The sequence below is a fragment of the Moritella sp. genome (genome assembly GCF_013215705.1).
GTDB lineage: Bacteria > Pseudomonadota > Gammaproteobacteria > Enterobacterales > Moritellaceae > Moritella.
On the sequence record NZ_JABSQR010000014.1, the window covers coordinates 1 to 25476 of the forward strand.

Sequence of the window (25476 nt, forward strand, 5' to 3'; positions counted from 1 at the left end):
CGTTACCAAAACCAGCATCGATATCGGCAATGATTGGCACTACGTGTGTTTCGTGGTTGTCGATAGCGGCTTGCGCTGCGACTACGTCACCGCCGTTGTTACGGGCATCATCTAGTTCGTTGAATAAGATATCGAGTTCACGTGCATCTGCTTGACGTAGGAACGTATAAATTTCTTCGATTAGTGCCGGTACAGACGTTTTTTCGTGCATTGATTGGTCAGGTAAAGGACCGAACTCTGAACGCAGTGCCGCAACCATCCAACCAGAAAGGTAAACGTAGCTTTTCTTGGTGGTTTTTTCGTGGCGTTTAACAGCCATCATCATTTGTTGCGCAGTGAAACCATGCCAGCAACCTAAAGACTGCGTATATTGTGACGAATCTTGGTCGTATTCAGCCATATCTGCACGCATGATATCAGCAGTAAACTGTGCCACTTCAAGACCTGTTTTGAAACGGTTTTGAGTACGCATACGCGCTGCATATTCAGGGTTAATAGCAGCCCATTTAGAACCTTGTTCAGCTTTTAGTGTAGCAACTGAATCGATATCATTTTTGTATGTTGACATAGCAAATCCTTTACAGTGATCAAGTGATGATTAATTGAATTGAAACGCAGCGACTAAAGCCTTTTATTCGTTTGCGTTTTGATGAACTAATATTAAACGCTCAATTAATATTTAGTTAGTTTATAATTTTTATAGTCACCATTCACATCGTGAATAATTCAGACTGTTAATTTCACTTATTTATGGTGTATTCTGGTGGCAGCTGTTATTTACGAACAAACTTAATTTAATGTAAGTGGCTAAATCATTGGGTTAATGTTGCTTTATTAATTTTTTATTGTAGGTATTTATTTTATGAATATATCAGGGATTGATCTTAATTTATTGATTTACTTCGATGTTTTATTACGTGAAAAAAACGTAACACGTGCTGCAAGTATGCTTAACATTACTCAACCGGCAATGAGTAATGGTTTGCGTCGATTACGTACCTTGCTTAATGATCCTGTTTTAGTACGTACCTCTAATGGTATGACCCCGACTGAAAAATCACGTAAATTAGCCCCTGTGATCAGAAAGTTACTACTGGAACTCGAAGAAGCGTTACAAGAAGAAAAAGAATTTGATCAAAGTAGCGAACGTGTTTTTCGTATTATGGCCAGTGATTATGCCGAGTCGACATTGATCCCGCGTTTACTGAGTAAGTTACGTAAAGTGGCACCAAACATGACGGTGGATATTATGACGCCTTCTGATGTGACCTTCCACGATGTAGAGGAAGGCAAGATTGATATGGCGATTAATCGGTTTGATGAATTACCACAATCGTTTTATCAAAAAACGCTATGGCATGATTCGTTTACTTGCATGATGAATGCAGATAACCCGATCGTAAATAAGTTTAATTTGAATCATTATTTAGCCTCGAAACATGTGTGGGTATCGAAGACTGGTTTTGGTGTAGGTGTCGGCATGAACCCAAATGATGTACAAAAATTAGGTTGGGTTGATGAAGCACTCAATCGCTTAGGTAAAAAACGTGATATTACGGTATTTACCCGTAATTATAATGTCGCGATGCAACTGGCGCTACAAGATGAGCTAATAGCGACACTACCGACTCAGGCTGCACTCATTCATAAAAACAACAGTCACTATACCTTGCTGGATCCGCCATTCCCGATCCCTAATATTGAATTGAAAATGATCTGGAGTCCGTTGCTGCATCATGACGCTAGCCATATTTGGTTCCGTCAGTTGGTACTTGAAGCTGCCACGGAACTATGGGCTGATAATAAATAGGTGCAAAAATAATTAGTTGTATGTTGTTTGATAAATTAGGAGCTAGTACTCTTGGATCTCCAAGCTACTGATCACGTGATGGCCACTTGTTATTTGCTGGCTCAGTTGATACATAGCATTAGCAAGTTGCTCGATGGCTATCGGTTTTTGCTGCTTTAATAGCGTAAAAGGTAACAGAGATATTATCGCCAGAGGGTAATAAGCTACGGCTTCTATTAATCTAAACTCATCACGTTTTCCGTGTAATAGGGTTGGTTGATAAAGGTATAGTGCGGATAGCGGTAACTGGCGTAATAATTGCTCTGTTTCGCCTTTAGTTTGTAAGTAACTACTTGCAGACTTAGCGTTGGCGCCAACAGCGCTAATGACATGTAATTGTGCTGTAGTATGGTTTACTACCCAAGTGCCAAAGTTAACAATGTAGTCTTTATCCACTTGTCTAAATGCCGCTAATGATCCTGCTTTTTTACGTGTTGTACCAAGGCAGCAATAAGCGCAGTCAATATCAGCGTCACTATCTACGGATTTTTCCAAATCATTAAAATTGGCTAAATCGATAATGATCTCCGTTACTTTATCTTGATGCTCAAACGGTGTAGGTCGATAATGGACGACATAGATATTCTCAATAGTCACATCATTGAGTAACTGCTGCATGAGTTGCTTACCTGTTGCCCCTGTAGCGCCGACGATAATGACGTTTTTCATAGTGATCCCTTATTTATCATTCCATTATTTTGTTAAATAGATTTTTTAGTTTGGGTATGTTTGTGGTAAAAAATCAGTGAGAGTAGTTTTAAACTGAATAGCCAAAGTAGATTTAAGGTTATGCCGCCAGTTAATCCCGTCACTATTGCAGCTTGGCTTAATGGTATGCCAGGTGTGAACAGTGATAAGGTCTTTTCAGCTAATGTAGTGTTTATGCGAGTAACCAAATAAGTGAGCTTATTGATATAATTACCTTCTGTTAGGATCGCCAAATCATTCGCTAATACAGGCAGTGCTTGCTGTAATGTGAGTACCTGCTTACCCACTTGCTGCACGGCGGGAGCTGGACTGGCATTAAAATCGGCAATGAGAGTGTCGAGCTGACCATTAAAGTTGGTATCGGCAATTAATTGGAATTGTTGTAGCTGGTTTTGTTGGGCGAGGTAATAACCGGAAAGTTGCTGGCTGTAATGATCAATAAATTGCGGTAGTTGCATAAATAGCATGACGCCAAAAGTAAATAATAAGCGTTGTAGTAATCCATTAATAAACGTCATGCTGTGCGCGTCCTGCTATAGCTCTGCACCGTATTGTGCTTCCATCCAACTTTCTAAGATCACCATTGCGGAAGCACTATCAATTGCGCCTTTTTGCAGGGCTTTAAAACCACCTTCTTCAAACAAACGTGCTTTGGCATCTTTGGTTGTTAAGCGTTCGTCATGCATTTCGGTTTTGACATTAAAGCGACCCGTTAAACGATTAGCAAACTTAGTCGCACGTTTGGTGATCTCTTGCTCGGTACCGTCCATGTTTAATGGTTTACCGACGATAACAAGATCCGGTTGCCATTCTTTAATTTGTTTTTCGATTAAATCCCAATCTGGAATACCATCATTGGCTTTAAAAGCCACAAGCGGGCGTGCTGTACCTGTGATCTCTTGACCAACTGCGATACCAATACTTTTTGTTCCGAAATCAAAACCAAGTAGTGTTCTTTGTCCGTTTTCTGCATTACTCATATTTCTCTCCGTAGGACTCTATATACCCAAGTTACTTTAAGATGCTTGGGTATATATTAAGAGTGACCTACCTGACTCGATAATTGGCTGACGTCGATACCTATTTTCTGCACGGCCTGTTCCCAGCGCTGGTGTACGGGCACGTTAAATAAAATATTTTCGTCTGCATTAATGGTTAGCCAACTGTTGTCAGCTATTTCTTGTTCTAACTGGCCTTTCGTCCAACCGGAATAACCTAACGCGACAATATAATTGTCAGGTTGTTTGTTGGTGCCGAGTGTTGCTAATACATCAAGTGATGAGGTGATCATCAATTCATTATTGATTTGTAAACTCGAGCTAAACCCTGGATAGGCAGTATGCAATACAAAGCCACGATCTTCAGATACAGGACCACCTTTAAATACCGGTTCATCGATGGTTATTTTCGGTTCTGCTGGTGCCGCGGTCTCATCGTCGAGGTCTGCTATGACTGTTTGTGATAATAACTCGTCGATAGAGATGTTGACGGGAAGGTTGATGATAATACCCATTGCACCGTCGGCGTTATGCTCACAAATATAGATAACAGCGCGTTCGAAAATGCCATCTTTCATGCTCGGCATTGCGATAAGGAAGTGATCTTGTAAAGAGTCCATAGGCCTATCCTCTGTTGTTAGCTGTGAGTTTTATTATGGCAGAAAATCATAGCTTAAGCGGTGAAATTTGCTATAAGCTATGATTTATTTAAGAGCGGCGGGTAAATTAATCTTTGTTTAAACGCGCTTCGATCGCATCCATCAACATACCTGTGATGCTTACATCATAGGCCGCTTCGATTTCGCGGATACACGTTGGGCTCGTTACATTAATTTCAGTAAGTTTGTCACCAATCACGTCTAGACCAACAAAAATTAAGCCCTTTTCTTTTAATTTAGGCCCTAATGCTTTGGCAATCTTCCAATCACTTTCTGATAATGGGCGTGCGACACCACGACCGCCAGCCGCGATATTACCGCGCGTTTCACCACTTGCTGGGATACGTGCTAGGCAATATGGTACTGGTTCGCCATCAATCACTAAGATACGTTTGTCGCCATCTTTAATTTCTGGAATGAATTTTTGTGCCATGCAGTATCGCGTTCCGTGTTCTGTCAGTGTTTCGATTATCACGCTGACGTTTTTATCTTGCTCGTTAAGACGGAAAATTGATGCGCCGCCCATACCATCAAGAGGTTTTAAGATCACATCTTTGTGCTCTTTGTGGAATGCGCGTAATTTGTCTTTACGACGTGTTACTAGTGTTGTTGGCGTGAATTCATTAAACCATGCTGTGTATAGCTTTTCATTGGCATCACGTAGACTTTGCGGCTTGTTCACGATTAATGTGCCTTCGTCTTCAGCACGCTCAAGCATGTAAGTTGCGTAAATAAACTCAGTATCGAACGGTGGATCTTTACGCATTAATATCACGTCAAGATCGGATAGAAGATGGTTAGTTTCTTCACCTAGTTCGTACCAGCTTGCTGGATCTTGTTGTACTGTTAATGAACGAGACGAAGCATATGCACGGCCTTCAAGCATAGATAGATCTTGCATTTCCATGTAGAAAAGTTCGTAACCACGGTTTTGCGCTTCCATTAACATTGCAAAGCTAGAATCTTTTTTAATGTTGATGTCTGCAATGGGATCCATCACGATGCCAAGTTTAATTGTCATATTCTTTATCCTATCCTAAATCGCCAAAGCGGCATTGTAGTGCGGTGATCGCTGTTAATGCTGCTGTTTCTGTTCGTAATACTCGAGGGCCTAATAACGTTTCTTCAAAGTTAAATTGCTCTGTCATGTTGATTTCATCCGCAGATAAACCGCCTTCAGGACCAATTAATAAACGCACGCCATGTTTAGGCTCGGGTAAGGTATTAATGCTGTATTTTGCGCGTGGGTGCAGGTTAAGTTTTAATTCAGTCGTTTCTTCTGCGGCCCAGTCTTTTAACTGTTTTGGTGCTAATACTTGTGGCACGAAATTACGACCACTTTGTTCACACGCAGCAATGACAATTTTTTGCCATTGCTGTATTTTTTTCTCTAAACGTTCACCAGAGAGTTTAACACCACAACGTTCACTAAACAGTGGGGTGATGGCTGTTACACCCAGCTCGACCGATTTTTGGATAGTGAAATCCATTTTATCACCGCGCGAGATCGCTTGACCAAGGTGGATTTTGAGTGGTGATTCACTGTTAATATCTTGGAATTCGTCAATGTGAACGGTCACTGATTTCTTCGTGGTTTGTTCAATTGTGGCTTGGTATTGGCCACCTTTACCGTTAAATAAAGTTAGCGTATCACCTGTAGTCATACGTAAAACACGACCAACGTGGCCTGCGCCGTCTGGTGATAATTCAAAGCTAGAACCCACGATTAGTTCGCCGGATTCGAAGATGCGAGGATGACGCATGCTATTTACCTTTATTTAAATATGTAGTTAATAAAATGATTATACCCACTTTTTTAATTTGCTGATGAAATTTATCTGTTAACAAATAAAAAAATTGTTTGGGGCCGTAATAAGCCAGGGTGATGTTAGTCTCATTACTGGCATCGTCAGATTCATCCTAAGGTTAAAAATTGATCCTTTGTTCGTTTAAGCGGGGTCGATGCATACTCGTTATATTGAAAAGAATAAGTTATTGAAGCGTGCAAGTGACAACCTTAAGTGTCCTATATTGGCACTGTGATGGACGGTGTTTACTGTCTATTTTATTGTTTATTTACTGTTTATTTTTAATCGTTTAGTTAAGGCATATGATGAATCAGACTCGGAACATACAATTAATAAATGAATTTCCATTGTTGGAATCACTGATAGATCTTAAACCTCTGAGTTGGTTTAATCCTAAAGTGACGAGTTATGCCGAAGCCTTACCGTATGTTGGTTTAACTGCCCTTGATGTGCAGGAGGCGAGTGAACGTTTGCTGCGTTTCGCCCCTTTTTTTTGTCAGGCATTTCCTGAAACACAGCAAAGTCACGGTATTATTGAATCACCGCTACAGACGATCCCGGCTATGCAAGCGGCACTGAGTGATTACTATCAGACGTCATTACCAGGTCGCATGATGATCAAGTTAGACTCTCAATTACCGATATCGGGGTCAATTAAAGCGCGGGGTGGCATTTATGAAGTTCTGCAGCATGCCGAAAAACTGGCAATTTCAGCCGGTCTACTTAGTTTAGATGATGATTATAGTAAGATTAATTCAGCACAATTCAGGGCATTTTTCAGCCAGTATAAAATTGCAGTTGGCTCAACCGGAAACTTAGGTTTATCTATTGGAATTATAGGGGCCAGTTTAGGGTTTCAGGTTAGTGTGCATATGTCTGCGGATGCGCGCCAATGGAAAAAAGATCGCCTGCGAAGTCATGGCGTAAATGTGATTGAATATGAATCTGACTATAGTATTGCGGTCGAACACGGTCGTGAAGAAGCCCTGCAAGATCCATTCTGTCATTTTGTGGATGATGAAAACTCGACATCGTTGTTCTTGGGTTATGCGGTTGCTGGAGAGCGATTAAAGCAGCAGTTTATTGAGCAAGATATCATTGTTGATGCCGAGCATCCGCTCTTTGTTTATCTGCCTTGTGGTGTGGGCGGTGGTCCGGGCGGCGTTGCTTTTGGCCTTAAGTTGGCTTTTGGCGACAATGTGCATTGCATCTTTGCCGAACCGACGCATTCGCCGTGTATGTTATTAGGCGTTTATACTGGCCTGCATGATCAGATCTCGGTTCAGGATCTCGGTATTGATAATATCACGGCAGCTGACGGCCTTGCTGTTGGCCGAGCTTCGGGTTTTATCGGTAAAGCAATGGAGCGGATGCTGGATGGCTATATTACGTTAACGGATGCTGACATGTATCAGTTATTAGGGATGATTCATGATACTGAGCAACTTAAGCTCGAACCTTCTGCACTGGCTGGCATGCCGGGTATTATGCATGTGGTCACCAATTCAGAGTACCTTGAGCGGATGCAACTTAGTGATAGTTTGGCGGATGCAACGCATTTGGTGTGGGCTACTGGCGGCGGAATGGTGCCAGAACGAGAAATGACTGAATATTTACAGCAAGCTAAAAATTGAGCCTTCCTTCGCTTACCCTATGGGAGGCTCGCTCGAATAACAGTACTGCGTTACAATATTTGAAAATGATATTTTAAAATGGAATACCATTATCTGCATATTGTGCCTTGTTCTGATATCCCAGCGAGTCTCTGATATAGCATCTTGAAGGAGTTTGGGTATTAAGTTATGGAATTAACATTCGGCAGTCATAAAAAATTTAACGGTAGCCAATTAGCGAACCTGGATACCTTTGTCAAAGCGGCGCAGTACGGTTCATTCACGCAAGCGGCAGAGGTGCTTTTTCTCACCCCTAGCGCAGTCAGTCATCGTATTGCTAAATTAGAACAAGAGTTAGGTTTTAAGCTGTTTCATCGTTTGCATAAACAGCTGAAATTGACGGGTGAGGGCGCGAGGTTATGTCGTAGTTGTGAGCGGTTGTTTAACTCACTGGATGAAGAGTTAAATGATATTCGCAGTAATGAATTATCAGGTCGTCTGACAATTTATGCCCGACCTTCTATTTCACTGTGTTGGCTGGTGCCTCGAATACATGATTTTCATCGTCAATATCCGGCTATTCAGTTGGATATTCTTACCGGTAATGACGATATTAATTTTCATACCCAGTTTATTGATGTCGCACTCTATTATACATCAGGTCCCTTTCCTGGATTATCGAACATCGAATTGATGTCAGAGGAGGTTACACCTGTCTGCTCTCCTGCTTATGCTGAGCTACATGACCTTGTTGATAACCCCGAAAATATTCGCAACTGCAGCTTATTGCATGATTGTAAGGCGTGGCCACAAGCTGCTTATAATGCGGAATGGTTAGAATGGACAGAGCGTCATCAGATACCTGAGGTGAATTATAATCGAGGTTTGAGTTTTGACCGTTCTGATCTGGCGATGGTCGCCGCGATTAATCATGCTGGATTGGCAATAGGACGTAAACGACTGGTCGATAAACATTTACGCAGTGGTGAGTTAATTGCGCCCTTTCCGGCACTCATTAGCCCTGCATCATATCAATATCATGCTGTGTATAGCGCAGACATTACACCCAATCCAAGAGTGAAGGTGTTATTAGATTGGTTACAGCAGCAAGCTGAACAATAGTCGCGTTCTTAGCTATGACAAATAGGCAGACGTGGTATCACCTTTATTAACAGGTGATACCAGTATCTAGGTTGGCGTATCAGTGCTGTTGTTAGCGCAGAATAACCCTTTTATTTAAGTCGATAAGTTTACTCAATACCTTATCGCCGTCCATGCGAATACCGTTGTGTTCGAACTCTGAGGTTAACCAATATTTAATGTTGTTCACACGTGCGACTGTTTCCAGACTGTATTGCATGTCGACATACATATCTTCGCTATAGATAGCTGCAGCCACGGGTACTTGGTTGTTTTTAAGTACATCAAGATCGTAAAGATCTGACCAATCCTTTTTTTCAGCTAACTGTTGCGCCGCTGCTTGCAATGGTTTCAAGTTATTAAATTGCTCGAACATCCACGGATAAATCATTTCACCAGTGAATAAAAAGGGCTGGCCTGCTTGATAATTAAATTCAGCATAGTCTGCACGAACGCGATGTGCAGCCCAGTTTGATGCTTGCTGCTGGCAGTAGATAGATTCGTGCAGCAGGGCAAAAATTGGGTTGGTATTGTAATCAAGGAACTGACAGAACAGCGCTAAAAACAAAGGATTAACTTGGGTGCCTTTTTGCGTAGTGATAAGCGCTTGTTCAAGTAGGTAATAAACCGCTTCAGGGCCTTCTTCCATGCCTAAGTTAACGCCAAGCAGTTGTAGCATTTCAACCGTTAGTTTTTCACCTGTAGCCAGGTAAGTATCGTGTTCGGTAATGTGTGTTGCTAATGCAGTGACAAGATATTGAGCATCGCTAAAACGAGTAAAGAAGTCGTTATTCTTTGTTTGAACGCGTTTATAGGTTGCTTGATACACCTCATCGGCAGGGCGTGTCAGTGATGGTAATCCACCAGTGATGAAAGCTTGTGTTAAGCCTTCTGGCGCCGCGGTTAAATAACGTAAGACACAGAAACCACCAAAACTTTGCCCGATGATGCTCCAGGTATTAAACGGTGATAGCTGTGCGCGGATCGCTTCGGCATCACGGACAATATTATCCGCGCGGAAATGGGTGAGGTAGTCAGCTTGTTCACTGGCTGTTAAGTGGGCCAGACTCACCGCGCTGATTGGTGAAGATAAACCGGTGCCGCGCTGATCGAGCAGCAATACCCGATATTCTTGTAATGCGCGTTTGATCCAACCGCCATTCGCCATCGGACGCACCGCGCCAAACCCTGGACCACCTTGAAAATAAACCAAATACGGCAGGTCTTGATCTTGTTTATCTGCGGCAACAAGCTCACGTACAAATACGTCAATCGTGTCACCGTCAGGTTTGTTGTAATCAAGTGGCAAGGTAAATGTGTGCTTCTGTGCAACTAAGCCGCTTAATGTGAGATCAATTTTCATGGCAATCCTTTGTTAGCAATGAGGTAATGATGTAGGGTATTGTAACCTTAAATGAGTGCTAAGTATTAATGCCTGTTATCAATTTAACAAATAAGGGAAGGTTAGAAGCATGGATGAAGCTTATAAAATCAGTGCTAATTTTGAAGATATGGATTTAGCAGTAATACACGAATTTATTTCGGGTACATATTGGGCAAAAGGAATTCCGATGAGTACTTTAAAGCGGTCGCTTGAAAACTCGTTATGTTTTGGTGTGTTTACCCAAGCGGGTGAGCAAGTGGGTTTTGCGCGAATGATCACAGATAAAGCCACCTTTGCTTATTTAGCTGATGTGTTTGTACTCGAACCACATCAAGGCAAAGGATTAAGTAAATTACTCATGGCAGCTATATTAGATCATCCTGATTTACAGGGACTTAGACGCATGATGTTAGCCACCCGTGATGCCCATGGATTGTATCAAAAATTTGGTTTCACAGCGCTGGCAGCGCCAGAGGTTTATATGGAACTGCATACGCCGTATTTGTATGAATAAAAATTGTTAGCTCTGAAATAAAATAGCCTCAGTCCTGTCGTCGAGGCTAATATCTATTTGCTATGATTTCAGTGCGAGCAATGCGCCAAAACTCACCAGCCCAACGCCACATACTTGATTCAAGCGTTTTCTAATACGTAATAATCGCGTTTGTAATGTCGCAGAGGTAAATAATATCGCGACGATCGCAAACCATATGCCATGTAGGGCAATCATATAAGCACCGTAGATGAAGGCCTGCGTATTGTCATTTGAGTCTGGTGAGATAACTTGGCTGAATATGCTCAAGAAAAACAGCATTGTTTTAGGGTTTAATACATTACACAGAAAACCTTGTGCCAGATATTGCCAGTTTTTATTTTTACGTTGTGCTGTCGATGTGGTATTTAATTGGCTATCAGCAGAGTAGATACCTTTAATACCAAGGTAGATCAAATAGCCTGCCCCAGCGTAGCGGATCATGTTATACAGAAATTCATTCTGTGAGATTAAATAACTGATGCCGAACATTGAATAACTGATGTGCACGCAGATTGCGAGGCTCAGACCTAGCGCGGTAAAAATCCCCGCTTTACGTCCATCGTTAATACTGGTTTTTAACACGAGAACAAAGTCAGCACCCGGACTGATAACGATTAAAAGGCCTAATATAGCCAGACTAAACACTTCCATAACGACTTCCATAACGACTTCCTATATGATTCATAATTATTGATAGGCGTTCATTGTAGGTTAATTGTGAGTTAGCTATAATCGAATAGATTTCAATTAATATGTGAGAAAAAGTCACCAATGAGGCATTTAAAAGCATTCCATGTTTTTCATGTAGCAGCGGCGCTAGAAAGCTATAGCAAAGCAGCAAACAAGCTGTGTATTACCCATGGTGCGGTGAGTAAGCAGATTAAAACATTAGAAACCCATTTAGCGGTGAACCTGTTTTATCGTGAAGGGCGACATGTGAAATTAACGCCTGCTGGTAAATTGCTATCTGGTTATACCGAACAAGCATTTAATGCCTTGGAAGCGGGTGTTCAGCATGTTACTCAGGTTACACATACACACTTAGAAGTATCGTGTGAGCCAACATTAACAATGCGTTGGTTAATGCCAAGATTGAGTGATTTTTATCAAGATAATGTCGATGCGGATGTGCGATTATCAACGGCAGGTGGCCCTGTGATACTCGGTAGTAATGGTTTGTCGTTGGCGATACGACGAGATGACTTTCCGCTATTACATGATTACCAACAGACTCCCTTAGTTGAAGAGTGGGTTGGGCCGGTATTTTCGCCTGAGTATTGGCAGCAGGTGCAAAATGACGCGGGTAAGATTAAGCTATTACACAGTCAAACACGCCCACAGGCTTGGGATAATTGGTTACAAGGTAACGCTGTATCATGCCTTAAAGTACAAAGTCTGAAGGTGCAAAGCGAACAGACATTTGCACATTTTTATTTTTGCTTACAAGCGGTGGTTGATGACTTAGGGGCGGCGATAGGCTCATACCCCTTAGTCATGGATGACTTGCAACGTGGTAATTTAGTTGCCCCGTTTGGCTTTAAACGCTCAGGGCACAACTATATGTTATTAAGCCAAGATGACGTTTTATTAGCGCAAGGCAATACTTTGTTAGGTAAAGACTGTGAATCTGATACTTTACAGCGAAACTTCATTAATTGGCTGCAACTGAATCTCGCTATGTGTGTACCGAGTCAGTAACAATGACCATATTTTAAGTTTTGGCTGGCTAAGTTAGCTATTTACCATAATGAAATCGAGTGCTAACGATCGTAACAACATCATCGCCCGCTTTATATACCAGGCGATGTTCATCATTAATACGTCGAGACCAATAGCCTGTTAAATTCTCTTTCAGGGGTTCAGGCTTACCAATCCCTTCAAATGGCATACGTTGTACCGCTTCTATGAGTTTATTAATGCGTTTCAGCGTTCGCTTATCTTGCGTCTGCCAATATGTATAATCTTCCCAAGCATGTGGGGTAAAAAGTATATTCCGCATTAATCTAACAATTCTTTATGCAGTACTTCTCCGCGCTCTGCTTGGGCAATTGATTCAAGTAGACGTTTTGAATTATTAGGATTCGCCATCAAGTACATTGTTTCTTTCCAGGCGTTGAATTCAGATGCAGATAATAAGACTACATCTTCGCCACCACGCCTGTGTATATGCACTGGTTCACAATCATCAACGGCTGAATCACAGATTGATTTAAAGTTATTGCGAGCTTCTGAAAATGTTACGACGCTCATAATTAAATACCTTATTTACAACTATCAGTTAATAAAACAATATTAGCTCATACATATAACATGTACAAGCTATGGTACAACTTTGGTTTGTTATTTACCAAAACCCACGATCTAAACAGGCAGACTTAACCACGTTATTTTCATTGCCTTGCAAGTTCTCAATAAGTTGCGTGCGTCGACATTCAGTGCGGGTTACTGGATATTGTTTATTCCACGCTTGCAGTTCACGTTTTTGTCTACCTATCTTGTACATAGGGTAGGCGGATTCCATATATAGATAAGCACGGGCAATTTGGCCTTTGGCATAATTTGGTGGTTGCACCGTTTTATTTTTTATTTTTATTGGGCAGCTGCCGAATTGATTTTTTACAGCCGTTACTTTTGAAGCAAAATTATAGTTACTGCGTAGCGCATTTACAGCGCCAATGGAAGGATAGAGATTGTACATATCCGCTTGCATGTAACGATAAGGAATATTGATTTTTTCCGCGCAGCGACGACCTTTAAAGTGTTTGCCTTTGCTGTTCACACAAGCACTATTACCTTCACGCCATTCACTGAAATTACGGCCAAAGTTTTCGGCTGGCACAACGTGTTCCCATTCAACTTTGGCTTGGCGCTTAACATGTTTGGTTGAGGTAAAACCATTGCGATCGGTGATCTTCTTTTTACTATTGAAACCGGCTAGGCAATAGATTGTCAGCTTCGGCACATTATTGTATACCTTTCTCTCTAGCATCTTTTTAGCTTTACTAAAGGATTGATTAGTTTGATTGCCATTGTTAGAAGCATTAGAAAAAGAAGGGAATAATATTGTGGTTGATATAACTATAATACAAAGTTGTTTTAACATTACAGGCTGCTCAAGTGTAATAATGCAGCATTGTAGCACAGCTAAAAAGAGACGGTAGAATAGTGAAAGTAGGCTTAACTAGCGATGTGTCGGTGTGGGGTTATCAATTGAGTCGTTCAAAGTGAATGCTATAACATGAAGGTAGCTAATATAGGTGAAGCTGAAATCAGGCATAAAAAAAGAGCAGATGATAGACAACTGCTCTCAAGATATCGGAGTGATTAGTTTGCGCGAGAAGCGGCGTAACGCACTGCGATATCTGAATCTAATAACATTGTTTCTTTTAACACACCTGATTTAGCCATGAAAATACGTTGAGAGATAGATAAAGCACTAAGATCAAGAGTACGAGCAATTTGCTCAGCTTGATTGGTGTTACGCTTTAAAACTGCAGTTATCAGTTTTTCCATTTCATAATCGGTTGATCTTGCAGTATCTAACGTTTGAGTCATAACCTAGTTCCCTATCATAATGGTATGTATCAAGTCATTTTATCGTATGAATTTAGATAAATACACCTATATACGCTAATTTTTCAGATAATTATCTAACAAGTCGTCACCTTTTTGTTTTAAGTTAATTGATTGTTATTAAATACAATTTAATATTTTATGGTTAAACTATGTTTGCATAAACGACAGATATATTTGATATTGTCCCGTACAATTTTATTGTGACGACGAATAGTTAGTTGATGTTCTGCGCACTGACAAGCATAGGTAAACGTTTTACCTTTTACATTCGAGACATCGTATTGATGTGTTGTTTTGGCTGTGAGGTCAAATATTTGATTCATGATTTGTTGCCACTCTTTACCGTGCGGCTTAGTACGACCATAAAGTTGATAAACTAATAAATGTGCAACTTCATGAGGGACAGTATGCGTTATAAAATGCTGCTGGTTTTCTTGCAATAAAACAGGGTTAAAGCGTAATTCATTGATTTGTAATCGCGCACTGCCAGCTGCTCTACCACGTTGCTTGAAATTAATATGAGGACGAGGAAAGGTTCTATTTAAGCGACATTCAGCGTGTTGATAGCAGGTTTCTATCTTAATTAAAACTAACTGTTCAATGGTTTGTGAACTGTCATTTTGTTGCAGGGATACATCATCAAGCATAGTTTTGTCTAATGGCAGGCTAAAGGTTATCTAAACATTATTTATAAAAAAGGCGCTTTGGTTATATCACCAAAAGCGCCTCTACTACTAACTAACAACTCTTAACTAGCAATAGCTAACTAAAAAGCTAATGTTAATTAAATACCTGCTGCATCACGTAGGATTTCAGCTTTGTCAGTCGCTTCCCAAGGGAATTCGCTACGACCAAAGTGACCATAAGCCGCTGTACTTAGGTAAATAGGGCGCATAAGATCGAGCATTTCGATTAGACCGTGTGGACGTAATTCGAAATGTTCACGTACCAATTTAATCAGTAGTTCTTCGCTTACTTTACCCGTACCGAACGTTTCAATACTGATCGACGTTGGCTCGGCAACACCAATTGCGTAAGACAGCTGTAATTCACAACGGTCAGCTAGGCCAGCTGCAACGATGTTTTTAGCAACATAACGTGCTGCGTATGCTGCACTGCGATCCACTTTTGATGGATCTTTACCAGAGAACGCACCGCCACCGTGACGTGCCATGCCGCCATAAGTATCGACGATGATTTTACGACCCGTTAGACCACAATCACCCATTGGGCCACCGATAACGAAACGACCCGTTGGGTTAATGAAGAATTTAGTGTCTTTCGTTAACCATTGCTCAGGTAATACCGGCTTGATGATTGTTTCCATCACCGCTTCGACTAGATCTGCTTGTTTGATATCTTCAGAGTGTTGAGTTGAAAGTACTACTGCATCGATACCCACAATTTTGCCGTCATCATAAGCAAAGGTGATTTGGCTTTTTGCATCTGGGCGTAACCAAGGAAGCGTACCGTTTTTACGTACTTCAGCTTGGCGTTTAACCAATCTGTGTGAGTAAGTAATCGGAGCAGGCATTAACTCTTCAGTTTCATTGTTTGCATAACCGAACATTAAACCTTGGTCACCCGCGCCTTGCTCTAGTGGATCGTCACGGTCAACACCTTGGTTGATGTCTGGAGATTGCTTACCTATGGTATTTAATACTGCACAAGAGTCAGCGTCAAAACCCATTTCTGAGTTGATGTAACCGATTTCACGTATTGTTTTACGAGTGATTTCTTCGATATCAACCCAAGCGTCAGTCGTTACTTCACCGCCAACCATAACCATACCGGTTTTAACATAAGTCTCACAGGCTACGCGTGCTTTTGGGTCTTGAGCGATGATTGCATCAAGTACAGCATCGGAGATTTGGTCTGCAATTTTATCAGGATGACCTTCTGATACTGACTCAGAGGTAAACAAGTGTTTAGCCATGGTTTTAATTCTCTCTTAATTTAAACACAATAGACGTGATATACGTTCACATGTGCAGAAGTTTTAACATCTAGACGGCTATTCTAAACTATTTTGTCAGTATTAAGATAGACCTTAAGTCATATTAATTTTGTATATGGTTTAAAAGCATTCTTTTTAACGGATATTATTTATGTATATATGTTATAAACGGGCAATATGCAGTAGCATAGTAAGAAAGTATTAAAAGTATTAGGTGACGAGTTTTTTTTAGCTGAAAAGCAATAACCGTACACTATCATTAAATATATACCCAAGCTACTTCAAGATGCACAATCAGCAAACCGAATGAAGAGTATATTCAAGGCATGAAGTCGAGGATTTAGTTATTCTAAATCAAGACGTCATAACGCCGAAGATGCCTTCGTTCGGCTTGCCCTGCGGGAGGCGAGCAGGAATAGCAGCACTGCGTTGCAATATTTGAAAATGGAATAACCATTAGCTACATATTGCGCCTTGTTCTGATATCCCTGCTCGTCTCTGATATAGCATCTTGAAGTAACTTGGGTATGACAACACTCATTTGCCATTGGGAATTATAAAGTGTCATTGAAAAAATCATTAGTTATCACTGCCGCATTACTTGCTAGCTTTAGCAGTGCTGCATCAAATCTCTCACTCGCTTTCAATAACGACAATATTATTTTGGGTTATGATATTGAAATGCAAGAAGCACTTAAGCTAAAAGGTGACTACCTACAGACTATCGACAATGGTTATACCTTAGATACCGGTCTTTATGCGTTTCAAGATGCGGGTGCTACATTCTTTGAACTTGGCGCTAAAGCAATGAGAATGGATAACGACAATGGTGATGGCTATGCATTGGCATTTGGTGGCTTAGGTGGTTTACGCTTAACTGAAGAATTTAGCTTGGAGGCTGAATTCCATTTTAGCCCTGAAATCTTGGCATTTGGTGATACAGAGAACTACACGCAATGGATCGTTCGTGCTGAGTATGCTGTTATGCCTACGGCACATTTCTTTGTTGAATATAATCACACCACCGTTGAATATAAAAAGATGCCAGATGAACGTTTATCAAGCGACATATTATTTGGCTTGAAATGGGTTTTCTAGTTATCATTTGAAACAGTAAGAATATAAAAAAAGCATCGATATCGATGCTTTTTTTTATCTGTAAATGAGCCCACTGTTAGTGGGCTATAGTTTATCTATTGCTTTATTATCGCGTAAGGATAATTTCAGTAATTCAGAATATAGTGGTTTTCCCCCCAACGCTTGAGCGATAAATGTTGCACCTAAGCAAGTCATCAGTAAAGGTAAAATAAGTGCATAGTTATCGGTCATTTCCACCACTAAAATAATACCGGTTACAGGAGCTCGCACCGTAGCAGCGAATAATGCTCCCATACCGGCAACAGCATAAACTGCGGGTTCGGCAACAAATCCGGGAAATAAATCAGCAGCTATCACACCGTATGCCAAACCAAACAAAGTGCCTAATGTCAGCATTGGGGTGAATACGCCGCCTGGGGCTCCGGAAGCAAAACAAGCGACTGTTCCCAGTAACCGCACCATGAACAACCCAACCAAGAGCAGCCAGGTCAAGGGATCCTGAATTATGCTGGTAATTAGTTCGATACCACTGCCCGCTGCATCAGGCAGCAAGATTTGTAATAAAGTAAAGACACTGCCAAACAAGACCCCTGTCATGACAATGCGGCTGAGTTTATTATCTTGGTGATGTTTTAAGTGTTTCGTTGCACTTAATATCCAATGGTTAAAACCCACGCCAATAAAGCCAAAAAGAGTACCCAGAAGCAGAAATAACCACAGAGAGGTTAAAGGCGGCACGGTAAAATGGGGAATGTGCATCACGGCTTGTTGGCCATGAAATGAGCGCATTACAATAGTACCAATCGCTGCAGCAAGGGTAACGCATTTTATTGACGTGATGTTGTAACGAAACTGCGGACGCATCTCTTCAATGACAAAAAGGATGCCTGCTAAAGGTGCGTTAAAGGCTGCTGCAAGGCCGGCCGCAGCACCTGCTGCGGTGAGAATATGAGTCGCATGTGCATAGCGTTTGGCTGTATCTGACAACATGCGGCCAATTGCCCCACCAATCTGAATTGAAGGTCCCTCTCGACCCAATACCATTCCAGACCCTATCGCCAGAGTACCAGCAATAAACTTCACTGGCAGCACGCGGCGCCAGCGAATATCGTAAATACCATCAAGCGCCCCTTCAATATGAGGGATGCCACTGCCTGACGCTTCGGGTGCAAAACGCCGTGTTAACCAAAATGCAAAGCCAGTCATGATCCCTCCGAGCAGCATCAGCAGTAATACCTTCACAAGCAGCGGCCCTGATAACTGATCAAATAAAAGCATTCGATGCTCATTGACCCATAATATTGCAGCCTCAAAGAGGGCGATAATCAACCCTGTTAAAGCGCCGACACCAGCAGAAAGTGCCAGTAATACGATGTAGTCATGTTTTGTCGAAAGTAGTTTCGGGGTCGTACGATGTTTAAGAAGACCACCTTGAAAAAATCTGAAATTGGGGGATTTAGGCATGTGTGTGTAGAACCTGAGCGAATCAAATGGTAGAAAAATAAATAACAAATTATTATAGTCAATAATGAGTAGGTTGCATAGCAGATACTGGCCTGTTGCTAGCTAATGATGGTAAAAAAGCTAATTATGGACTAAAAAGTGTTAATACGTGTCATGCTCACATAATTACCAATAAAATAATGAGTTTTATTCATTTGAGCGTTAATATGATTTCATTTGAAACCATCATTGGTTGGTTTGAAGTCTGTATGTATAATACAGGCTTGGTTTAATTTAAATTAATTAATCGAAAATTCAAGAAACATAAATAAACTAAAGAAACTTGTTATACATAAGATAATTTTATGACAATATAACAGCTTAAAAGTATTTTAAATTAATCTCTGCAGGAGCAAACTATGCCATCTCGTCAAGAGCTAGCGAACGCGATCCGTGCCCTAAGTATGGACGCGGTTCAACAAGCAAATTCAGGCCATCCCGGCGCACCAATGGGCATGGCAGATATTGCCGAAGTATTATGGCGTAAGAACCTAAACCATAATCCAGCAAATCCAAACTGGGTTGATCGTGACCGCTTTATTCTGTCTAACGGTCATGGTTCAATGCTTATTTACTCACTGCTACACCTAACCGGTTACGCACTACCAATTGAAGAATTGAAGAACTTCCGTCAATTGCATTCAAAAACCCCTGGTCACCCAGAGTACGGTTATGCACCTGGTATTGAAACCACGACTGGTCCACTCGGTCAAGGTATCACTAATGCTATCGGCATGGCGATTGCTGAAAAAACATTAGCAGCACAGTTCAATAAACCAGAACATGAAGTTGTTGATCATTTTACTTACTCTTTCTTAGGCGATGGCTGTCTAATGGAAGGTATTTCTCACGAAGCATGTTCACTTGCTGGCACATTAGGCTTAGGTAAACTAGTTGCATTCTGGGATGACAACGGCATTTCAATTGATGGCGAAGTTGATGGTTGGTTCACTGACGATACAGTAAAACGTTTTGAAGCTTACGGCTGGCATGTAATCTCTGTAGATGGTCATAACCCGGCAGAAATCCAAGCGGCAATCGACGCATCTAAAGCTGAAACATCACGTCCAAGTCTTATCTGTTGTAAAACAGTGATCGGTTTTGGTTCACCAAACAAAGAAGGTACACATGGCTGTCATGGTGCTCCTCTGGGTGAATCTGAAATCATAGCTACACGTGAAAAACTTGGTTGGAAACACGCTGCATTTGAAATTCCTGCAGATATCTATGCTGAGTGGGATGCCAATGAAGCTGGCGCACAAGCGGAAGCGGCATGGAATGAAAAATTTGCGGCTTATCAAGCGGCATATCCAGAACTAGCTGCAGAATACGTACGTCGTACTTCTGGTGAACTACCTGCAGATTGGGAAACAAAAACAACTGATTACATCAAACAGTTACAAGTTGATTCTGCAAAAATAGCGACACGTAAAGCATCGCAAAACTGTATCGAAGAGTTTGGTGCAATGTTACCAGAACTACTTGGTGGCTCAGCTGATTTAGCACCATCTAACTTAACTATGTGGTCTGGTACTAAAGCGATTACTGCTGATGACGCATCAGGTAACTACTTGCATTATGGTGTACGTGAGTTTGCTATGACGGCAATCATCAATGGTATGTCTTTACACGGTGGTTTAATGCCTTACGGTGCGACATTCCTGATGTTCATGGAGTATGCGCGTAATGCAATGCGTATGGCTGCATTAATGAAAATTCAGAACATCCAAGTCTATACTCATGACTCAATCGGTCTAGGTGAAGATGGTCCAACTCACCAGCCAGTAGAGCAAGTTGCAAGTCTACGTCTAACACCAAACATGAGCGCATGGCGTCCATGTGATTCTGTTGAATCTGCGGTAGCATGGAAATATGCAATCGAACGTAAAGACGGTCCAACGGCACTAATCTTCAGTCGTCAAGGTCTAGCACCTATGCCGCGTACTGATGCACAGTTAGCTAACGTTGCTAAAGGTGGTTACACGCTCGTTGATTGTGATGGCAAACCAGAGCTTATCCTTATATCTACCGGTTCTGAAGTTGAACTTTGTACGAAAGCAGCGACAGAACTAACAGCGAAAGGCCGTAAGGTTCGTGTTGTATCTATGCCTGCTACAGACGTATTTGACAAGCAAGACGCTGCATACCGTGAATCAGTTCTACCGTCTGACGTTGTTAAACGTGTTGCGGTGGAAGCGGGTATCGCGGACTTCTGGCACAAATACACTGGCTTTAACGGTAAGATCATCGGCATGACCACATTCGGCGAATCAGCACCTGCTGACCAGCTGTTTGAAATGTTCGGTTTCACTGTTGCCAATGTTGTTGCAACGGCTGAATCACTGTAATTTAAGTACTGTGTGTTGATAACATAGCACACAGATTTAATGTGTTACGGTAACGAAAAAAGAGCGCATCGCGCTCTTTTTTATTGTCTGTCATTTAGTAATGACAGACACAAAAAAAACCAGCATGACGCTGGTTTTTCATTATTCCGTATCAGTTTGCTAACTAGGCAACTTGCACAGGAATATCGTTACTTGTACGAACGATGTCATTAACTTGATTAAGATAAACAAGCGAAGGTTTGTGTTGCTTCGCTTCTTCATTGTCCATACGTACGTAAGCACAGATAATGATACGATCGCCGACTGCTGCTTTACGCGCTGCAGCGCCGTTCACTGAAATGATTTTTGAACCGCGTTCGCCAGCGATAGCATAAGTTGAAAAGCGCTCCCCATTATCAATGTTATAGATATCGATTGCTTCATACTCTAGGATCCCTGACGCATCAAGCATATCTTGATCGATTGCGCATGAACCTTCATAGTTTAATTCTGCATGTGTTACACGCGCTTGGTGTAATTTACCTTTTAGCATTGTGGTTTGCATTGTTCTAAAACCCATTTCATTAATAGTTTATGAATATACCCAAGTTGCTGATTGTTCATCTTAGAGTCACTTGGGGATATATATATACCGTACAAAATCTGTACCGGCGTCCATAGTAGCGTATTTGTTTAATTAGCGCAATTGTACTATTTGCTCAGGTAAATAGTCATAGTTATCAGTACTATTGCGTTTATGATTAACTTAATTTAACCACTTTATTATCGATTAAACGTGCTTTCCCTAAAAATGCAGCCATTAAAACAACGGCTGTTGTAGTGTTTTTAGTGATAAGCGCTAAAGTATCGGCATCGACGATATCAATCGCGTCGGTATTAAAACCGGCGGCATTGAGTTGTGCTGTGGCTTGCGTGACTAATGCTGTATTTGCTTGCTCATCAACAGAAACTTGATCTGCAATGGTCTGCATTACATCGGCTAATAGAGGCGCTAGAGTACGTTCTTCAGCGGTTAACAGACCATTACGAGAGCTCATTGCTAGGCCTGATTCTTCACGTACAGTCGGTACACCAACAATTTGAATTGGCATTGCTAGGTCGTCGACCATGTGACGAATTAACGCTAATTGTTGGAAATCTTTTTCACCAAATAAAGCCACGTCAGGCTGCACTAAGTTAAATAACTTGGCCACGATCGTCGATACACCGTTAAAGTGACCCGGGCGATGCGCGCCTTCTAGCACCTCTGAAATACCAGGTACTTGAATGAACGTTTGTGATGCTAGACCGTGTGGATAAATCAGTTCTGGTGCTGGGGTAAAGACTAAATCGGTATCAACACTTTGTAATGCACGGCAATCTGCGTCTAAGGTACGCGGGTACGCGGCTAAATCAGCAGCTTGATTAAACTGCATCGGATTAACAAAGATACTGACGACAACACGATCTGCGTATTTTTGCGCTTCTTTTACCAGTGCCAAATGACCATCATGTAAATTACCCATGGTCGGCACAAATGCGGTAGATAGACCAAGACGACGCCAAGCTATCACTTGCTCTCTAAGCACATCAATATTTGCAATAATATCCATATATGAATTACCTAATAAAATTGGTCGGGTATGTTATGAGAACATGTGCTCATCGGCTGGGAAGGTGAGTGCAGCAACTTCATCGATATAAGCGTTAATTGCTTTGCGCATATCACCGGTTTCGGCTAAGAAATTCTTTGAAAATTTCGGTACAAAGCCTTTTGAAATACCAAACGCATCATGCATCACTAAGATTTGACCATCAGTATCACGGCCAGCACCAATACCAATCACTGGGATCGTTAAGGCTTCGGTGATACGTTTTGCCAGTGGTGCTGGGATACATTCTACCACTAACAGTTGGATACCAGCGGCCTGTAATAACAGCGCATGCTCGACCATTTCATCGGCTTTATCTTGTGCGCGGCCTTGTATTTTAAAACCGCCAAAGACGTGTACCGACTGCGGTGTTAAACCAAGGTGACCACATACTGGAATGCCACGTTCAGTTAATGCTGCCACACTTTCTACTAACCATTCGCCACCTTCAACTTTAACCATATTGGCACCGGCTTGCATCAGGGTTGTCGCATTAGTTAAGGTCTGCTCTTTAGTGGCATAACTCATGAAGGGCATATCCGCGATAACCAGTGAATTTGTCGCCCCTGCACGCACACAACGGGTATGATAAGCAATATCTGTTACTGTGACAGGTAACGTATCATTATGGCCTTGTAATACCATGCCCATCGAGTCGCCGACTAATAATACAGGCATGCCAACTTCATCAAATAATGCGGCAAAACTCGCATCATACGCGGTAATACTGGCAAATTTTTGTCCTGCTTCTTTCATCTTAAGCAGTTTAGATACGGTAACTTTGCTCATTGGAAATCCTTCTTCACATTACTCTGTGTTTTGATAAATAGCTAAGTCATTACGAGGACAGTCCTTAAGTAATGCTGACAATGCTTGACCACAAGGTAACTGCAATTGTGGTGCTATTTCTGCTAATGGATAAAGTACAAATTCACGCTCTTTCATGCCGTAATGTGGCACGGTTAAGCGTGGTGTACTCATTATTTCATTACCGACCAGTAAGATATCTAAATCGAGGGTTCTTGCCCCCCAATGTTCTTTACGCACACGGCCTTGTTCATTTTCAATCTGCTGTAGCGCATCGAGTAATTCAATGGGTGCTAAACGGGTATCGACACAGGCAACCGCATTAATATAATCAGGTTGCTCTTGTGGCCCCATTGGCTTACTTGCATACAGGGATGAAACGCCAATAAAACGACTTGCCGTTAATGTCTCTAGCGCTGTAATGGCTGCTTTGGCTTGCGCTACCGGATCGGTAAGATTACTGCCGATCGCGATATAACAACGGGTATAACCTTGTTCGTTAATAGCATGTTCTTTTAGAGATGACATACTATTAAGCATCGCTGTCGCTTGCTGGCTTTTTCTTTTTAGCGCGGCGTGGACGTGTTTTTTTACCCGCTGGTGCATTCAATTCTTTAATTAAATTCTGACGGCCAGTCGCATTTTCAGTTTGGTAATCGCGCCACCATTGCGTTACTTCGACTAAGTCACCACCTTGGATCTCTGCGCGCATTTCTAAGAAATCAAAACCGGCACGGAATTTTAAGTGTTCGAAGGCTTTTTCTGCGCGTTTACCTTGGCGACGTGGTAAGCGGCCTTGTAAATGCCAGATATCACGGATTGTTGAGGTAAAGCGGCGTGGGATCGCAATGCTCTTAGTTTGTGAGTCTAGCGCGTCATTCATTGCTAATAACAAGGCATCACTGTAGTTAAGACCGCTGTCTATTACACGTTCTTCAGCGAGCGCTTCTAGTGGATACCATAACATTGCAGCATACAAATAAGCGGGCGTCACACGCTTACCGGCATTAATACGGCTGTCGGTATTCTCTAGTGCAATTTCGATGAATTTATCACAGTTACTTGAACCGTCTTCATTTTGATATTTGCTAACTAGTGGGAACAATGGCTGGAATAAACCATGCTCTTTCATCAGTTTGTATGTCGCTAAACCGTGACCATTTAAGAATAGTTTTAATGTTTCTTCAAATAAGCGGGCGGCAGGAATACTTTGGAGCAAGCTGGCTAACTGTTTGATGGGTGCTTTTGCATCGGGGCTGATTTGCATGTCTAATTTAGCGGAAAAACGCACTGCACGTAACATACGTACCGGATCTTCACGGTAACGTGTCTCTGGATCACCAATTAAACGTAGTTGTTTACTTTGTAAATCGGCAAGGCCGCCAGCAAAGTCATAAACAGCACGGTCGGCAATGTTGTAGTAAAGTGCATTAACGGTAAAGTCACGACGTTCTGCATCTTCACTGATGGTGCCGTAGACGTTATCACGTAACAACATGCCACCATCAGACTGCTTTGATGTTTGTTGATTTTGTTCTTTTTCTTCAACGTGATGACCACGGAAGGTGGCAACTTCGATCATGTCACGGCCAAATAGGATGTGAGCAAGACGGAAACGGCGGCCAACTAAGCGACAGTTGTGGAATAGTTTTTTGATTTGCTCTGGTTCAGCATTGGTCGCAATATCAAAATCTTTTGGCTCTTGACCAATAAAGATATCACGTACACCACCACCAACAAGATAAGCCTGATAGCCTGATTTATGTAAACGGTAGAGTACTTTTAGGGCGTTTTCACTAATTAGATTATGGTTGACCGGGTGTTGACCCTTTTCCAATTTCAGTTCATTTAATCCTAAATTC

General features: G+C 41.7%; 27 protein-coding genes and 1 pseudogene. 7 read left to right on the plus strand and 21 right to left on the minus strand.

Annotated features, from left to right (window positions below; translation table 11 throughout):
- A pseudogene (locus HRT96_RS10745) lies at nucleotides 1-568 on the minus strand (isocitrate lyase); the annotation flags it as partial.
- Nucleotides 569-862: 294 nt separating this feature from the next.
- Here HRT96_RS10745 and HRT96_RS10750 point away from each other — a divergent pair.
- Nucleotides 863-1810, plus strand: coding sequence for a LysR family transcriptional regulator (locus HRT96_RS10750; protein WP_293156159.1), 948 nt, complete (start codon nucleotides 863-865; stop codon nucleotides 1808-1810).
- Between the two features lie 42 nt (nucleotides 1811-1852).
- On the opposite strand, the gene HRT96_RS10755 is transcribed toward HRT96_RS10750, so the two are convergent.
- The 6 genes from HRT96_RS10755 to rsmE all read right to left on the minus strand — a co-directional run bounded on the left by HRT96_RS10755 (nucleotide 1853) and on the right by rsmE (nucleotide 5977).
- Complete coding sequence (locus tag HRT96_RS10755) at nucleotides 1853-2518, minus strand: NAD(P)H-binding protein (RefSeq protein ID WP_293156162.1); 666 nt, start codon at nucleotides 2516-2518, stop codon at nucleotides 1853-1855.
- Nucleotides 2519-2550: 32 nt separating this feature from the next.
- Nucleotides 2551-3075: a DUF2937 family protein gene (locus HRT96_RS10760; RefSeq protein WP_293156163.1), complete on the minus strand. Its 525-nt coding sequence runs from the start codon at nucleotides 3073-3075 to the stop codon at nucleotides 2551-2553.
- A 15-nt stretch (nucleotides 3076-3090) separates the two neighbouring features.
- Complete coding sequence (ruvX, locus tag HRT96_RS10765) at nucleotides 3091-3537, minus strand: Holliday junction resolvase RuvX (protein WP_006033876.1); 447 nt, start codon at nucleotides 3535-3537, stop codon at nucleotides 3091-3093.
- A gap of 56 nt (nucleotides 3538-3593) precedes the next feature.
- A complete protein-coding gene (locus HRT96_RS10770) occupies nucleotides 3594-4175 on the minus strand; it encodes a YqgE/AlgH family protein (protein WP_293156165.1) in 582 nt (193 codons plus the stop codon).
- Nucleotides 4176-4281: 106 nt separating this feature from the next.
- Complete coding sequence (gshB, locus tag HRT96_RS10775; RefSeq protein ID WP_293130768.1) at nucleotides 4282-5235, minus strand: glutathione synthase; 954 nt, start codon at nucleotides 5233-5235, stop codon at nucleotides 4282-4284.
- 10 nt (nucleotides 5236-5245) lie between these two features.
- Nucleotides 5246-5977, minus strand: a complete 732-nt coding sequence (gene rsmE / locus HRT96_RS10780; RefSeq protein WP_293141202.1) for a 16S rRNA (uracil(1498)-N(3))-methyltransferase — start codon at nucleotides 5975-5977, stop codon at nucleotides 5246-5248.
- A gap of 350 nt (nucleotides 5978-6327) precedes the next feature.
- On the opposite strand from rsmE, the gene HRT96_RS10785 reads away from it, so the two are divergent.
- Nucleotides 6328-7656 (plus strand): D-serine ammonia-lyase, encoded by a 1329-nt coding sequence (locus tag HRT96_RS10785; protein ID WP_293156166.1) that lies wholly within the window; start codon nucleotides 6328-6330, stop codon nucleotides 7654-7656.
- 168 nt (nucleotides 7657-7824) lie between these two features.
- Complete coding sequence (gene dsdC / locus HRT96_RS10790; RefSeq protein ID WP_293156168.1) at nucleotides 7825-8757, plus strand: DNA-binding transcriptional regulator DsdC; 933 nt, start codon at nucleotides 7825-7827, stop codon at nucleotides 8755-8757.
- A gap of 91 nt (nucleotides 8758-8848) precedes the next feature.
- Here the strand turns inward: dsdC and HRT96_RS10795 are convergent, their stop codons facing one another.
- Nucleotides 8849-10138, minus strand: a complete 1290-nt coding sequence (locus HRT96_RS10795) for an alpha/beta fold hydrolase (protein ID WP_293156170.1) — start codon at nucleotides 10136-10138, stop codon at nucleotides 8849-8851.
- A 109-nt stretch (nucleotides 10139-10247) separates the two neighbouring features.
- Between HRT96_RS10795 and HRT96_RS10800 the strand changes: the two genes are divergently transcribed.
- A complete protein-coding gene (locus HRT96_RS10800) occupies nucleotides 10248-10673 on the plus strand; it encodes a GNAT family N-acetyltransferase (RefSeq protein ID WP_293156172.1) in 426 nt (141 codons plus the stop codon).
- Between the two features lie 60 nt (nucleotides 10674-10733).
- Here the strand turns inward: HRT96_RS10800 and HRT96_RS10805 are convergent, their stop codons facing one another.
- Entirely contained in the window at nucleotides 10734-11357 is a 624-nt protein-coding gene (locus HRT96_RS10805) for a LysE family translocator (RefSeq protein ID WP_366050880.1), read from the minus strand.
- Between the two features lie 108 nt (nucleotides 11358-11465).
- On the opposite strand from HRT96_RS10805, the gene HRT96_RS10810 reads away from it, so the two are divergent.
- Nucleotides 11466-12392 carry a LysR family transcriptional regulator gene (locus HRT96_RS10810; protein ID WP_293156174.1) on the plus strand — a complete coding sequence of 309 codons (927 nt, stop codon included), beginning with the start codon at nucleotides 11466-11468 and terminating at the stop codon, nucleotides 12390-12392.
- Nucleotides 12393-12429: 37 nt separating this feature from the next.
- Here the strand turns inward: HRT96_RS10810 and HRT96_RS10815 are convergent, their stop codons facing one another.
- From HRT96_RS10815 to metK, 6 genes are all read right to left on the minus strand, one after another.
- On the minus strand, nucleotides 12430-12693 hold the full coding sequence (locus tag HRT96_RS10815; RefSeq protein WP_006033866.1) for a Txe/YoeB family addiction module toxin: 264 nt from the start codon (nucleotides 12691-12693) through the stop codon (nucleotides 12430-12432).
- On the minus strand, nucleotides 12693-12944 hold the full coding sequence (locus HRT96_RS10820; protein WP_006033865.1) for a type II toxin-antitoxin system Phd/YefM family antitoxin: 252 nt from the start codon (nucleotides 12942-12944) through the stop codon (nucleotides 12693-12695). The genes HRT96_RS10815 and HRT96_RS10820 overlap by 1 nt, the downstream gene beginning before the upstream one ends.
- Nucleotides 12945-13038: 94 nt before the next feature.
- Nucleotides 13039-13797 carry an endonuclease gene (locus HRT96_RS10825; protein ID WP_293156178.1) on the minus strand — a complete coding sequence of 253 codons (759 nt, stop codon included), beginning with the start codon at nucleotides 13795-13797 and terminating at the stop codon, nucleotides 13039-13041.
- Nucleotides 13798-14018: 221 nt separating this feature from the next.
- Entirely contained in the window at nucleotides 14019-14249 is a 231-nt protein-coding gene (locus HRT96_RS10830) for a hypothetical protein (protein ID WP_293130744.1), read from the minus strand.
- A 149-nt stretch (nucleotides 14250-14398) separates the two neighbouring features.
- Nucleotides 14399-14917 (minus strand): SprT family zinc-dependent metalloprotease, encoded by a 519-nt coding sequence (locus HRT96_RS10835; RefSeq protein ID WP_293156181.1) that lies wholly within the window; start codon nucleotides 14915-14917, stop codon nucleotides 14399-14401.
- A gap of 137 nt (nucleotides 14918-15054) precedes the next feature.
- Entirely contained in the window at nucleotides 15055-16206 is a 1152-nt protein-coding gene (gene metK, locus HRT96_RS10840) for a methionine adenosyltransferase (protein WP_293156184.1), read from the minus strand.
- 582 nt (nucleotides 16207-16788) lie between these two features.
- On the opposite strand from metK, the gene HRT96_RS10845 reads away from it, so the two are divergent.
- A complete protein-coding gene (locus tag HRT96_RS10845) occupies nucleotides 16789-17325 on the plus strand; it encodes a YfaZ family outer membrane protein (RefSeq protein ID WP_293156187.1) in 537 nt (178 codons plus the stop codon).
- Nucleotides 17326-17409: 84 nt separating this feature from the next.
- Here the strand turns inward: HRT96_RS10845 and clcA are convergent, their stop codons facing one another.
- Nucleotides 17410-18789 carry a H(+)/Cl(-) exchange transporter ClcA gene (gene clcA, locus HRT96_RS10850; protein WP_293156190.1) on the minus strand — a complete coding sequence of 460 codons (1380 nt, stop codon included), beginning with the start codon at nucleotides 18787-18789 and terminating at the stop codon, nucleotides 17410-17412.
- A gap of 398 nt (nucleotides 18790-19187) precedes the next feature.
- Here clcA and tkt point away from each other — a divergent pair, with 398 nt between their 5' ends.
- On the plus strand, nucleotides 19188-21176 hold the full coding sequence (gene tkt, locus HRT96_RS10855) for a transketolase (protein ID WP_293156193.1): 1989 nt from the start codon (nucleotides 19188-19190) through the stop codon (nucleotides 21174-21176).
- A 163-nt stretch (nucleotides 21177-21339) separates the two neighbouring features.
- Here the strand turns inward: tkt and panD are convergent, their stop codons facing one another.
- The 5 genes from panD to pcnB all read right to left on the minus strand — a co-directional run bounded on the left by panD (nucleotide 21340) and on the right by pcnB (nucleotide 25451).
- Nucleotides 21340-21720 (minus strand): aspartate 1-decarboxylase, encoded by a 381-nt coding sequence (gene panD, locus HRT96_RS10860; protein WP_006032843.1) that lies wholly within the window; start codon nucleotides 21718-21720, stop codon nucleotides 21340-21342.
- A 196-nt stretch (nucleotides 21721-21916) separates the two neighbouring features.
- Nucleotides 21917-22768: a pantoate--beta-alanine ligase gene (panC, locus tag HRT96_RS10865; protein ID WP_293156196.1), complete on the minus strand. Its 852-nt coding sequence runs from the start codon at nucleotides 22766-22768 to the stop codon at nucleotides 21917-21919.
- A 33-nt stretch (nucleotides 22769-22801) separates the two neighbouring features.
- Complete coding sequence (gene panB / locus HRT96_RS10870; protein WP_293156199.1) at nucleotides 22802-23596, minus strand: 3-methyl-2-oxobutanoate hydroxymethyltransferase; 795 nt, start codon at nucleotides 23594-23596, stop codon at nucleotides 22802-22804.
- A gap of 18 nt (nucleotides 23597-23614) precedes the next feature.
- Complete coding sequence (gene folK / locus HRT96_RS10875; protein ID WP_293156202.1) at nucleotides 23615-24154, minus strand: 2-amino-4-hydroxy-6-hydroxymethyldihydropteridine diphosphokinase; 540 nt, start codon at nucleotides 24152-24154, stop codon at nucleotides 23615-23617.
- Nucleotides 24147-25451: a polynucleotide adenylyltransferase PcnB gene (gene pcnB, locus HRT96_RS10880; protein WP_293156205.1), complete on the minus strand. Its 1305-nt coding sequence runs from the start codon at nucleotides 25449-25451 to the stop codon at nucleotides 24147-24149. The genes folK and pcnB overlap by 8 nt, the downstream gene beginning before the upstream one ends.
- Between the last annotated feature and the right edge of the window lie 25 nt (nucleotides 25452-25476).